Source organism: Solirhodobacter olei (assembly GCF_004010155.1).
Taxonomy (GTDB): domain Bacteria; phylum Pseudomonadota; class Alphaproteobacteria; order Rhodobacterales; family Rhodobacteraceae; genus Solirhodobacter; species Solirhodobacter olei.
The window spans coordinates 1-12,231 of record NZ_RRYH01000025.1; the positions used below are offsets into that span (position 1 = coordinate 1).

10 protein-coding genes and 1 tRNA gene are annotated in these 12,231 nt (G+C 55.1%); 5 read left to right on the plus strand and 6 right to left on the minus strand.

Translation table 11 applies throughout. From position 1 onward, the window contains the following. Positions 1-93 precede the first annotated feature (93 nt). Positions 94-167, minus strand: a tRNA-Gly gene (locus EIP85_RS16810). A gap of 558 nt (positions 168-725) precedes the next feature. Between EIP85_RS16810 and EIP85_RS16815 the strand changes: the two genes are divergently transcribed. Continuing rightward, positions 726-5,042, plus strand: a complete 4,317-nt coding sequence (locus EIP85_RS16815) for an NACHT domain-containing protein (protein ID WP_127903381.1) — start codon at positions 726-728, stop codon at positions 5,040-5,042. A 207-nt stretch (positions 5,043-5,249) separates the two neighbouring features. Beyond that, the gene (locus EIP85_RS16820; protein ID WP_127903382.1) at positions 5,250-5,765 is read left to right on the plus strand and encodes a GIY-YIG nuclease family protein; all 516 of its coding nucleotides are present in this window, start codon (positions 5,250-5,252) and stop codon (positions 5,763-5,765) included. A gap of 198 nt (positions 5,766-5,963) precedes the next feature. Here the strand turns inward: EIP85_RS16820 and EIP85_RS16825 are convergent, their stop codons facing one another. Next, on the minus strand, positions 5,964-6,761 hold the full coding sequence (locus tag EIP85_RS16825; RefSeq protein ID WP_206615562.1) for a Shedu immune nuclease family protein: 798 nt from the start codon (positions 6,759-6,761) through the stop codon (positions 5,964-5,966). A gap of 2 nt (positions 6,762-6,763) precedes the next feature. Next, complete coding sequence (locus tag EIP85_RS23290) at positions 6,764-7,210, minus strand: hypothetical protein (RefSeq protein WP_241560070.1); 447 nt, start codon at positions 7,208-7,210, stop codon at positions 6,764-6,766. Here EIP85_RS23290 and EIP85_RS23485 point away from each other — a divergent pair. Beyond that, positions 7,139-7,360 (plus strand): hypothetical protein, encoded by a 222-nt coding sequence (locus EIP85_RS23485; RefSeq protein ID WP_422067221.1) that lies wholly within the window; start codon positions 7,139-7,141, stop codon positions 7,358-7,360. The genes EIP85_RS23290 and EIP85_RS23485 overlap by 72 nt on opposite strands. Before the next feature lie 18 nt (positions 7,361-7,378). Here the strand turns inward: EIP85_RS23485 and EIP85_RS16835 are convergent, their stop codons facing one another. Continuing rightward, positions 7,379-7,561: a hypothetical protein gene (locus EIP85_RS16835; protein WP_127903384.1), complete on the minus strand. Its 183-nt coding sequence runs from the start codon at positions 7,559-7,561 to the stop codon at positions 7,379-7,381. A 580-nt stretch (positions 7,562-8,141) separates the two neighbouring features. Here EIP85_RS16835 and EIP85_RS16840 point away from each other — a divergent pair. Together EIP85_RS16840 and EIP85_RS16845 are read left to right on the plus strand one after the other, a co-directional pair. Next, positions 8,142-9,086, plus strand: a complete 945-nt coding sequence (locus EIP85_RS16840) for a hypothetical protein (RefSeq protein WP_127903385.1) — start codon at positions 8,142-8,144, stop codon at positions 9,084-9,086. Continuing rightward, entirely contained in the window at positions 9,083-9,859 is a 777-nt protein-coding gene (locus tag EIP85_RS16845; protein ID WP_127903386.1) for a hypothetical protein, read from the plus strand. The genes EIP85_RS16840 and EIP85_RS16845 overlap by 4 nt, the downstream gene beginning before the upstream one ends. A gap of 551 nt (positions 9,860-10,410) precedes the next feature. Here the strand turns inward: EIP85_RS16845 and EIP85_RS16850 are convergent. Both EIP85_RS16850 and EIP85_RS16855 read right to left on the minus strand, forming a co-directional pair. Beyond that, entirely contained in the window at positions 10,411-10,956 is a 546-nt protein-coding gene (locus tag EIP85_RS16850; RefSeq protein ID WP_127903387.1) for a hypothetical protein, read from the minus strand. Beyond that, positions 10,953-11,777 (minus strand): hypothetical protein, encoded by an 825-nt coding sequence (locus EIP85_RS16855; protein ID WP_127903388.1) that lies wholly within the window; start codon positions 11,775-11,777, stop codon positions 10,953-10,955. Before EIP85_RS16855 ends, EIP85_RS16850 begins: the two co-directional genes overlap by 4 nt. Positions 11,778-12,231 lie beyond the last annotated feature (454 nt).

Sequence of the window (12,231 nt, forward strand, 5' to 3'; positions counted from 1 at the left end):
ACAAGCGCTCAAATGAAAACTTTTTCTTTTAAAACAATATTTTACATCGAAGTCACTGCCAATTTTGTCGGAAAATTGTCGGAAAATAAATTGTGGAGCGGGTGATGGGAATCGAACCCACGTATTCAGCTTGGAAGGCTGCTGCTCTACCATTGAGCTACACCCGCACCGGTCCTAGTCCCATATTTTACGACATCTCCAAGGTCAAGCGGCATGACCGATGACCGTCATAGGGGGGGGGCGACGTCCGCCCGCCCCCCGGGGAGCGTACGGCGTCAGCGAATCTCTACGGTACGATAGCGCAACATCGGTTCGCGGCAGGGAGCCTGAGGCCAAGCGACGGTACAGCGCGGCGAGCGAAACGAACGGCAGGTCCCGGGCCGTGACAGGACCGTCCGGTTGGAGGCCGGAAAAATGACGAAGCCGACATTGGTGGTCCGTAAGCGACCATCAATTTCATGCGGTCGCCGACGGCCATTACGACTGCACATTTGGCTCCGAGTTAATTGACCGGAACTGAAGAATTTGGTTCTAAATTCCCTCTGGTGGTCGGGAGTGTTCTGCAACAGAAACTCAAGCACCGAAGGAAGAACCTACGACTAACCGAAGGAGCCCATGGCGAAGAACGCAACGACTGCGCTGAGCGTCGCCTTTTCCATTTTCCCACGTGTCTTGGCAGAGCGTGAGAGTCTCTATGGTCTTGGGATTTAGGATATAAGAGCACCATGGCTCGGGACGACTTCACAGCGCCAACGAAGAGGAGGTTAGCAGGTCGCGCCGGGCATCGCTGCTCGAACCCCGACTGCAGGGCGTCCACCATCGGCCCTCAGCCGGGTGGTAGCGGCGTCATCAATCTGGGCGCGGCTGCTCACATTACCGCAGCCGCGCCGGGGGGCCCGCGGTATGATGATAGTCTTTCTCCCGAACAACGGCGTGACGATGCAAACGGCATCTGGCTGTGTGCCAACCACGCCAAGGCTGTTGACTCCGATCCAAAGCAATTCACCACGAAACTCCTGAAATCCTGGAAGTCGAGCGCGGAAAAGCGTGCGCTCGAAGAGCTGATGGGTCGGGGCAAGCCGCCGACACTTCCGCTGGTAGCCTCTATCGCTGAAATCCGCACCAAGGCGTTGGCCGCAGCGGAGAATTACAATGCCGGCTTCACGCAAGGACCGCGTTGGCCGAGCCACCCGGTCAAACTGAACCTGCGCTTGGTACGCGACGACCTCCACGAGTCATTTGACGCCGACACGCTCGCAGAGGCTACAGCCTCGTTCGATCAGCTAGTGATTCTTGCGCCGCCTGGCACCGGCAAGTCCACGTCACTGCTCCAGACGGCGCAGGCAGTTTGCGAGCGGCGGGGGGTGCCGGCCGTCTTCGTGCCGCTCGGGGAGTGGTCCGCTTCCGGCAAGTCGCTGATCGAATTCGTGCTGGCCGCGCCTAGCTTTGCGTCGTGCAATCGGGACGATCTCGATGTGCTGGCGTCGGAGGGCGAGCTGCTTTTGGCTCTCGATGGATGGAACGAACTCGATCAATCGTCGCGCAAAAAGGCGTCCGCTGAAATCAGCTGCCTGCGTAGAGGTTTTCCCGACCTCGGGTTCATCGTCAGCACGCGGCGTCAGGCGCTTGATGTTCCGATCCGCGGCATACAGGTCGAGATTGACCTTCTGACCGAAGAGCAGCAGCTCGAAATCGCCCAGGCCGCGCGGGGTGAGGACGGGCCGGTCCTCCTCGATAAGGCCTGGCGAACGCCCGGCGTCCGCGAGCTGGTCGAGATCCCGCTCTATTGTCGAGCACTGCTCAGCAGCACCGGGAACGGCGACCTCCCCCAAACCAAAGAGGAACTCCTACGCCACTTAATCCGCGAGCTGGAGGCGGCGCCAGAGCCGGCCGAGGAGCTGCGCAATCTTCTTTCTGGGCGCCACGGTGACCTCCTGACGGCGCTTGCCGTCGAGGCAACCTCCCAAGCAAACACCAGCATTACCGACGCAAGGGCTCGCGCCGTGGTGACCGATGCTGAGACCGTCTTAATTGACGCCGGCCAACTCACCGTCCGGGTCGAGCCGATGGTTGTGCTCGATACGTTGGTGGCACACCACACTTTGGTGCGGGGCGCCGGCCCTGCTAGCGACGTCGCGTTCCAGCACCAGCAGATTCAAGAATGGTACGCCTCGAATGAGGTTGAAGCCCTTATGTGCCAGGCCGCAGGCGGCCAGAAGGACGCTAACGAAAGCCTCCGACGGCGGGTACTCGACAATCGAGAATGGGAAGAGCCCATCTTCTTCGCCGTCGAAAGGCTTTCAAGGACGGGCCCCGATGGCGCCGCCGCCGTCGCGGGCGCGATCGTCGCCGCGTTGGCGATCGATCCAATGCTTGCGGCCGAAATGGTCTTTCGATCATCGGACCAAGCCTGGACCCTGGTCGGACCTGCGGTCACCGATCTTGCTAAGCGCTGGCATTCCCCCGGGGCAGTCGATCGAGCTTTTGGGTTCATGGTCCGCACCGGCAGGCCGGACTTCGCCGACGCCCTGCGCAAAGTGATCGAAGGTGGGGACCGCAACGCTCGCATCGAAGCAATCCGCGCGGCGCCGCGATTCCGCTCCGCGTCGCTTGGACTGGATGCTGGGGCTTGGGTTGCAACACTGCCGGCGGACGCCCGAGAGGACGTCTTGTCGGAAATCGCTATGAAGGGCGACATCAGGGCCCTGGAGTTCGTAACGGCCATCGCTGAAGCCGACACCACGATCTCAGTGCGTGTAGAGGTGATCGAAGCGCTGGCTTTCCGCCAAGCCAACCGGTTGGCGGCTCGTCTCCTGAATTCGTCGCCTGATGAAGTCTGGCGCACGATCGCCAGTAAGAGATATCCGGAACAGCTCGACGATCCTGAAATAGATCGCCGGCTTGCCACCGAGCGAGCCAACATCGCCAAAGAGGGCCAGGACCCGTTGTCAAAGCTCCGACATGCCGCTGAGGTTACTGACGACCTCACCGAGGTCGTCTCCAACGCGATCGCTGATCCAGCATTCCCGGCCCGGGACCAACACGCGGCTCAGGTGGTGTCGGCGGCTCTTCGTACCCAGGCGACCGGCGTCCTCAACGGGCTGGTGAAGCGGCTCGCGGCGCGATTGGAGATTCCCTTTGGCCTTGACGATGAGCTTCGCGCGAGCGCTTTGCAGTTCGATGACGGGCCGATCGTGGAGGCCGTGCTCGACCCCGCAACACAAAGAAATATCGCGCACTCCTGCTCGACATTGATCGGGCCAACCACGGTAATCAGACTGATCGACGAGTACCTCTCCGTCTGCGCTCGACTCGAAGGAGGCAACCAGGCCGCCAAAGTGGATGCCGACCGTCGCACCGCATTGATGGGCCTAATTTCGTCGACACGTCCAAGCTCATTCGCGGCGGCTCTGATCTCTCTCGCTCCGCCTGAGGGGGTCTTAGGTACGGGAGTGATGGCGGACCTCATCGCTCGTCACGGGAACGGCGACTGCAAAGCCCGGCTGCCTCTCGCCGAGGACAAGCGCCAAGCTTTGGTTGCGATCTTCCAGAAATCTGCCGAGACGCTTCTGGCAATCGAACCGCCGCCGCAGCAAGTCTTCCACAAGCTGGCGCGTGCCATCGGCCGCTTGGGATCGCCGGAGCTGTTGCCGGCCCTCGAACGGATGCTCGACAGGGACCTTGGCGCCCTACGCGAACAACAGTACCGGCCGCCCGTTCGACTTCTTTCTACGGATCAATACAGCCGAGCTTTGAAGGAGATCGGGACACCTGAAGTTTGGCCTATTCTTATTGCTCGGCTGACTGAAGTTAATTTCGGATTCGCCGCTGCGTTAGTCCTCAAACATCTCGCGGATCGGGAGAACGGGCTGTCAGATCAAACGCCGGCCGCGCACTGGCCAAACTTCGCTGTCGCAGCACAGCGCAGGTTGGACAAGGCGGACGCCACGGCGGAGAGCGATGCACCTCCAGCCGATGCTGTCTTCAATGCGGTGGCGCAGCTTCGGCGCGAAGGATCGAGTGACAGGGAGAAGCAGTTGGCGCTCAGCCTTGCCAAGGTGGGCACCATGCTTCCTCACGCAGATCATCGTGAGGACATTGAAGCCCTCCTGCAGATGCCATATCGCGTGGAGCGGCTCGGCCTTCTTCAAGCTCTCGTTTCAGATGGTGAGACCGTCGCCGCTGACGTTGTCCTCGCCGGTATTCACGAATTCCTCGAGGCAGCCAATACGGCCCCTTGGAAGCAGCAACAGAATCTCTTCGAGTTGGATGAGTGGTTGGCGTTGCTCGCGTTTTCGGACCATCCAGACGCAATCGTCGAGGCTGTTGGTGGGCTTCCCGATCAAATTCGCCATCCAACGAACCTACGCCGGCTCCTGTCCGCGCTGGCACATGCACCGGGACCATGGCATCGGATTCTGCTCGAACTCGCCGAGCGAGATGTTTCGTTCTACGGAGAATACGAGTGGCTTCAGGCACTGATGGCCCGCCGCGGCCCGGAAGCCGTGACAGCGCTTCTCGACCTGGCAGGTGACGGCAAAATCGCCAGCGGAAGAGGCGCCGCCGATGTCTGGAGCCTTACGCGCGAACTTGTAAGCCAAGAAGCCAGCTGTCCTGCCCTCCGCGCACTGTTGAGGGACTATGCTCGGAACGGAGTCGGAGCCGCGAAAGCTATCGCATTGACGGCACTAGCCGTAGCGCCTACGGCTGACGATCTGCTCTTGATGATTGACCTATATGTCTCCGACGGAAAGCCGTTCGACGGGGCAATGGGTGAAGCAGTGCGGAGGCTCGCGCTGGCCGAACATACGCATGAAGATTGGAGGGGAGCCTACGAACTCGTCCCAAAGCAGCTCAACGGCTTGCGAAAACAGCTGTTTGCAATGACAGCCGCGGACTCACCTGCTGCGCGCTTGGCGTCAGCTTGCTTGAACACGATTGGGGCGATCCGCGATGAGTACGGCGCACCGAATGACGAGTGCCGGCATCCCGATATCGCCTCCGACCGTCCCTGGCCTCTTCCGGTAGAGATAGCAGCCTGAGCTTAGAGGCGGCGTGCCTTGTGCGCTTGGTCAAGGTCTTGGATCACGGCGAATAAGCCGGCGCGCGCGGTAAGTGCGGTGGCTTTGCTGCAGGCGACACCTGTGCGAGCCAGTAGGGCGACCGCCAAGTTTCCATTCGGCCACTCTTCTCCGGGCCCTCTCGACGCTATAGCTTCCAGAGGAGTAACGCAACGAATCGGATTGCTAATGCAGGTAACGAGCTATGGACTCTTTTGGCGAGCCGATGAAATCGAGTGGTTTCCCGGGAACGGGATAACAAACGAATTTCGCCTCCTTGGTCGGATCGGAAAAAATCGTCCCAGCATCAGGGTCGCGGATTTTCGTCGCCAGCAGGGAATTTACATTCTGTTTGACGAATACGGACCTGCCTATGTCGGCCTTGCGAAGGGCGAACGTTTAGGGGCGCGTCTCCGCGATCATAGGCAAGACCACCTTGCTGAGAAGTGGGATCGCTTTTCATGGTTCGGCTTTAACCCTGTCGGAGCAACACCGGACGCTGAGGGTATTCTTTCACTCGATCAGCCACGTAGCGACGTCACAGAGGATACGTCAGCAACCATTGGAGATCTTGAGGCGCTGTTAATTGCCGCAATGGGTCCGAAGCTTAATCAACAAAAGATGCGTTTCGACGAGGCCGAGAAATGGGACCAGATCGGCTACTGGGAGTGGGATGAAACCTACCGGCGTCGCGTTTCTCCTTAGCGCAGAGACCTGCCGGTCAGCAAGCCGCTCTTGGCGGACAGAATGCGCAGGTAGCGGACGATCGCGGCACCGCTCTGGGCAACCAAGACGCGGACAAACTGCCTTTCGTGCCACCTGAACTTGTCGCGTCCCGTATTTTTTGTGCATTAGGTAACTGCGCATGCTACCTTTATTTATCCTACGCTTAATGCGTAAAATCTACTCAATAGGCCTTATGCGCACACGAAGTGCAGCGTGCTTTAATGCATCTACGGGGCCATTATCACTCATAACGTAGTGGTTAGAAGTCGGCCCATTCGCCAACTTATCGTAAAGACATTTACTCACACGCAGTCGGGTTGGCTCAACCCAAGAGTAGAGGCTTGCGCTTATGATTTCATCAGTGATAATATCAATGTATTCGTTATGACGGACGCCGATCGCAACCTCATGCTTATGCTCAAGATCTTCGACTAAACTATCAAATGTGATAATTTTAAAATCGTCTCGTTCCTGGCCGCGAATAAGGGATCGGCGAATCTCGTTTCCAGAGTACTCACTACGCCGCCCAAAAACCAAGACAAACTTGTTAAAAGTCGGATTTGATGCCGCCATATGGTGCGGAACTTGGATTGCGCTCACTGTGGATAGAAATGCATTCTGATTACCGCGATCAAACCAAGCTCGCCATTGGTTGATCTGCTCAAGAGCGCTAATGAAATCGCCATGAAACTCATTCGTGTTTTTCTTGAAAAAGCGCGACTGCGGCTTTTCAAGCTCGATGAACACGGCATTCCAATCGTCCGAACTCTTTGAAAAGTAGAAGAAATCTGATTTGTAATCAGGGCCGAACGCAAGTTTGCGGAGGACTATGGAGCAACCAATTCCATGGTTCTGTACAAACTCACGCGGTATCAAGCGCGTATTTTGCTCCAAGAACGCCTGGTATACTTGCTCTCGCCCCTCCTGACCCAAGAGCCGGATGTATTCTTCGCGCAGCTTTTCCGGATCCACCACCTTTAACCTCTCTTTCTGCCCAATATCAATTCCTTACTTCGGTCAAGCCTAGCGGGCTCCTGGGCCCAAGAAAACCGCAGCGAATTTCCAGACGGCTCGCCCCATACATTCGCCAAGTTTCTGATAATCTCAAGTCGAAAGACACGAATGTTCGCCTTCGGGCGCACCTGTCGAAATCCGGCAAAGCCGCGACCGCCAGTGCCGCCCTGGAGCAGGTGCTGACCGCCCGGTTTAGCACCGTGGGCCGCGTCGAGGAGGAGTTCCTGCTGCGCTCGGACAATGGACTCGTCTTCACCAGCCACCACTTCACCGCCATCGTCCGTAGCTACGGGCTGAAACAGGAGTTCATCACGCCTCAATGCCTGCAGCAGAACGGCATGGTCGAGCGCTTCATCCGGACGCTCAAAGGACATTGCGTGCATCGGCATCGCCTCGAGAGAATTCAACATGCTACGCGCGTCGTCGGTGACTCGATCATCTTCGACAACAACCGCCGCCCTCTGTGCCGGCTAATCCACCGTAGGCGTCGAATAGCGAGCCCTTTAGATCAGGTTTTGTCGTCATGCCTTGACCCTTCAGCGGAAAGAAAAGCCCGCTGAACTCGGGTGATCATCGGTTCAGACATCCCCATACCAATCGTCGTTCACCTCGCTGCCTATAGTGAAGTTGTCCTCGACAAAGAACGTATGCCTAGGCACACGACCCAGTGTGATCGTCGCTGTCATGTCGATTGCGTCGTCCACGAACACGCGGTCCGGGTCGTTGCCGCCATAGTATTGCCCGACAGCAGTGATCGTCATCCCACTATCGGTTCACGTGACCTATTCAATTAATGCGCGCACCAACGACCTTCTGGAGCAATATCCAGGGTCCTTGTCTTCTGGCGGCTGTGCGAGACGCACACAACAAACAACAACACGGTGCGGACCGCAGGGGATCCGATGCGCCCGAATGGCATCAAGGAGCCGACGGAACGGGGAAGGCCCGGCATACGGCCAGTGCCTGACGTGAAGCCAAATAGTGCGGGCACGGCGCGGAACACGGAGGCTTCAGCGCAATGAAATGCAGGCTGACGAAAGTGCCGGGCGGGGTGTTGCCCACAACTAGGAAATCGCTGCGGGGCAATTCAACGTCCGAACCAACCGATGGCGCTATTGAATGCCTTGAGGCAAACCTAGAAATCTGGGCATTTCAGATAGTAGGTCACATCTGGCATGAAACCGCCTCTAGCCCTAAACGCGGGAGCGCGAAGTGCCGACCGAAGTGTTTTCCAAGTCACACGCATTCTTGAGGCTTCGCCGTACTCTCTTGATCGCACTTTCGGCATCAGTTAGAGACAATCTGGGAATGAACAATGCGTTGATCCAATAAGGAATAGTGATGTCCAAAACCATGACGCTCCCGGAATTCACCCTGAATGCAAGCGACAAATTCTCTGGTATTACGGCCGGAGCCGCAGTTGCAGCAAATATATGCGGCGAGACTATTAAGCCAACAAGCGACATTGCGCAGGCGTTAGCTAACAATGTAGTTGGCCGGGTGGATTTCGCTTCAGGGGATAATGATGCTTACATTGTGTCACCCCAGAGTTTTCGCAGGGAGAGCGATGATTATAAAGAGAGAATTTCGGAACTCGCCAACGTATTCATAGACAAAGAGACCGAAGACAAAATCATACACTCTCCCGACATCGGTGGGCCACGCGATGTGCTTTCTGAACTATTGAGTGAGTTGGTACAGAACGTATTCGACCACTCTGGCGCGGATGATGCGCGAGTTTGTGCGATTCGGACTAGATACAATGGAACGCTTGCTGTCGGCGACCTCGGATGCGGACTGCGCCCAAAATTTTCAAGAATTCTCGAGCTTTATGAGAATGATGCCGCTTTCAGTGATAGCGCGACGTTCGAAAATAGCAAACTTCTGCGTAGATGTGACGAATTTGGCGGGAATTATTTATACTTCTTCCTTTGCCTGCGACCATTTGTTAGCACGGGCTTGGGTGCAAATAAGGGATACGGCCTATATTCTCTACTCAAGACCTGCGAACGGCACGCAATATACTCAAATAGTAAGATTTTCCACCCGGGGCATACCCGCGACGGGAATGGGGTTCGCCTTGATACTGTTGACCGACAAGGGCTAAGTGAGGGCATGATTTGCGAGTTTCACTTTAACCTCCAAGGCATGCCAGGCAAGCTGGCCGAGGTCGCAAAAACAATAAATAGAGCAAGAAACAGCCGAAGTGAAAAAATAAGGGCATTGCGGCTGGAACTCGAGGACAATCATCTGAGTAGTGATCTTATAGAGGAGATTCTTAGATGAACAAAGAGATCACGCCTCGATCCGTTTCAGAAATCCTTGGCGGGCTCTTCCCACGCTACGTAGTGGAGATTATCCTTATTAATATTTTTTTCCCAATTTTATTTGCGCTTAATCGCGTTATACGTTTGGATTTGGGGTGCTCCGACACGTGCAGCAGAGAATTGAGCGATAATTCTTGGAGCCTGATCATCTACGAGCCGTTGCAGCGGGCAAATGCTCAAAAAATGCGTGAAGACATTGAGGAAATTCAGGCCGTCGGGGGCGATCGAAACTTTATGTATGTAGGGGCGGTGCTTCGTCCAATCGAACAGCGTCGGATTTGGGGGCAGCGACAGCCACCGCATCAAATAATACGCAGCCATTCACTTAATTGGATATCCATACGTTGGGGCTTCATGTTTTCCCTGATCATGCTTCTTGGTATCCTATACCTTGCATTTTTTGCAAAATCCTTTACCTCGACGGTATTTGCTGTGGTGGCATTTGTGTTTAGCAACTTGGTTGTCAAGAGTATAGACGAGAGATTGGCCGATAGTGCGTCCATGCAATCAAATTCCATTATGTTACAGGGCCTTATCTCGCTTGAGGCAGGCTTGACGAAATTGGAGCACGGCCAATTGCACTTTGCGTCTCGGGATGCTTACGCTAGACACCAAACCCACCTCTATGATACTGCTCGGTATATTGAACAGGTGGCAGATGACAGTGTCTTGAAGATCCAAGCGGGCAATATACGAAGAAGGGTTGAAGAACTTGCCATAAGGATTGAATAGCGCAACAAGAACTCTGTTATTATCGCTGTTTTGGTCCTGCTGCCCTCCGCTGCTTTCAGTTCAAGAATGGATGTCTCACTGACCGCGTTCGATTGCCAGTCATTGCCCAACAGATACTGCCTGGAGTGCTAGCAGAGAGAGGCCGGTTATGCCCAAGCGCGCCGGTCATATGAATGTTGGGCCCCGCCGAACCGGTAGCCGGATCTTGCCAGTCCGTAGACGGCCCCAAGCCGGCCTGCCACCGCCAGGCCCGGAGCCCTCCGGCAACAGGGCGCCCCGAACCCGGTCGTTCAAATGGCTCCAGCGAAGCCCGCAGCCTGCCCTCGAGCCCTTCACTTTCGAATGCGCCTGGGTTTTGGCAGGCTGTTTGACCCGACCATGGACCAACAACCCATAAAATCTAATAAGAAATCTATGAGCCACCACAGGTCAGGTTCTGAGCCGAAAGGGGGCAAACTCCATTGATTGTTCACACGCATGACTGCAATGCGAAAAAGTGGCCCCTCGCTATGGCAACTCATATCGCATCATAAGGCCTCCGGTTGCACCACCTAACGCGGCAGGAGCAGCTTAGCGCCTTCAAGGATTGAGAGTACTTCTGAGGCCTCTACCGGCGTTACTTTGCGTCTGACGAACGGAATTTCACTTCTCCCGTAACTATGAATGGGTCCTCCAGTATGAGTCATTTCCACATGGGTCACGCACGGAGTAACAAGCCCCAAGGCGCGATGAATAACACCAGCCCGGATATAATAATCACATCCAGAAGCAGTTGTGAAACTCACAATTCCTTTCACTTTGCCACTCTGACCCGTTGCCCGCAGATATGACCTATTGCCGAAATACTCTACAAGATATTCGTCGGCAGGCCCCTCTCCGTCAACAACAAATTGTCCGATCTCATTCTTAAGTGACCCGGCCAGCACTTTCGATCTAAGATCAAATTCGTGGGTATGCCAGTCGTTGCTTTCAAGAGAAGCGCTAGACTCTGAATAAACGTGCAACCGAGACGTTGTATCACCAGACGACAGCTTTAGATAATAGAACCCAAGCGGATGAAGCTGGAAATCTCCGATCAGATTGCGATCAATCTTCATTTGTAGCGGTGATCTTTCGGTGCAATCATGGAAGTGATATCCTTTTCGAACGCTCGGACTTTCTCTTCCGAAAACCCCAAACTTAGAAGGGCTTCCATAGGTCTCGCGCCACCTTCCAGTGAAAGCGTCTTCCAGCACGACGATGTCAGATCAACCACCCTGGAAAGCTCGACTTCATATGTCATCATGGTGCGAAACATCTCGAAGAACTGACTTTTCCGTGAGAACCGAAGCGCATAGAGGGCCTTGTCGTCTTCTGTAAGTAATGCTCCCTGCTCCGACATGTCGATTCTAAAGGACGGGATGAACTTCGATAAGCACACCTTTATCTTGATATTTCTATTGTTTGCGGAAGCTAAGGCGCATGCAGCAGCTGTTGCGACTGCATTTTTGAAGAGTTTATCCTTGCCGTCACCCTCTCCGAGAACGACGCTCATATCCTCATAAGCTTGTGACAGCTCGTCGATTTCTGGGTCTGGAAGCAAAACCGTCACATCCACAGTTTTGCGATTTTTTATCGCGTGATCGGTGAGGCGCTTCAAGGTCTCGGCCCGAAAATATGTTCCAGATCTAGCCCAAAGAAAATAGAATGTTGTATCCTGAGGAAGACGTCTAATCTCCTCTCCAATATCCCCTGGCCGGATGGTGTCTACTTCGGGCCGCTCAGTGTCCTCATGGATGAAATATTGGTATGCGCCATAAACAATTAAAACCGAAACGGTCGCGGAAAAAATGTTCACGGATACTGATTTAACGAACTCAGTGAAACCGTCTTGCTGAGTAGCAGATGCAGCAAACCAATATGCGAGCGTCGCAATCATCGCCAGGATTGCAAAAGTCCAGAAAAACCTTCGCCGAGCGCTTCGCGATCTGAGATCGTTCAGGACCTCGAGATTTATGTACTTACTGGCGCTTGGCATCTGATTTACTTTATGGCCCCAAAGTATTAGCGTATTTCACTGACTCTGCTACGAGAACACACGGATGGCCGCGATGCAATCGTTGTCGGTGGAGGCCTCCAGTCTAAGATGATTTTCTCTGGTAGCCAATGTGTACACAAGAAATCATCATTGTCGCAATAGTTCTACGTGTGCGTTGCGCCCGCTCTTCGATTTCTGCAGGCGAAGAGTGCAAGTCTGCCGATCTTCTGTGTGAGCCGCACAAGGAACTTACCTCACCCAAATCCTTTAGGAAGCCTTCCGTGTTCGGCATGCACTATCTTCTCCTTATATTAACCCCACGATATTCACCGGCCCGCGTCTCTTGGGCTCTTGA

Bases quoted from the DNA above. Each gene is read 5' to 3' on its own strand.
- EIP85_RS16815 (WP_127903381.1), top strand. From the start codon at position 726: ATGGCTCGGGACGACTTCACAGCGCCAACGAAGAGGAGGTTAGCAGGT.
- EIP85_RS16820 (WP_127903382.1), top strand. From the start codon at position 5,250: ATGCAGGTAACGAGCTATGGACTCTTTTGGCGAGCCGATGAAATCGAG.
- EIP85_RS23485 (WP_422067221.1), top strand. From the start codon at position 7,139: ATGGTCGAGCGCTTCATCCGGACGCTCAAAGGACATTGCGTGCATCGG.
- EIP85_RS23290 (WP_241560070.1), bottom strand. From the start codon at position 7,210: ATGTTGAATTCTCTCGAGGCGATGCCGATGCACGCAATGTCCTTTGAG.
- EIP85_RS16835 (WP_127903384.1), bottom strand. From the start codon at position 7,561: ATGACGATCACTGCTGTCGGGCAATACTATGGCGGCAACGACCCGGAC.
- EIP85_RS16840 (WP_127903385.1), top strand. From the start codon at position 8,142: ATGTCCAAAACCATGACGCTCCCGGAATTCACCCTGAATGCAAGCGAC.
- EIP85_RS16845 (WP_127903386.1), top strand. From the start codon at position 9,083: ATGAACAAAGAGATCACGCCTCGATCCGTTTCAGAAATCCTTGGCGGG.
- EIP85_RS16850 (WP_127903387.1), bottom strand. From the start codon at position 10,956: ATGAAGATTGATCGCAATCTGATCGGAGATTTCCAGCTTCATCCGCTT.
- EIP85_RS16855 (WP_127903388.1), bottom strand. From the start codon at position 11,777: ATGATTGCGACGCTCGCATATTGGTTTGCTGCATCTGCTACTCAGCAA.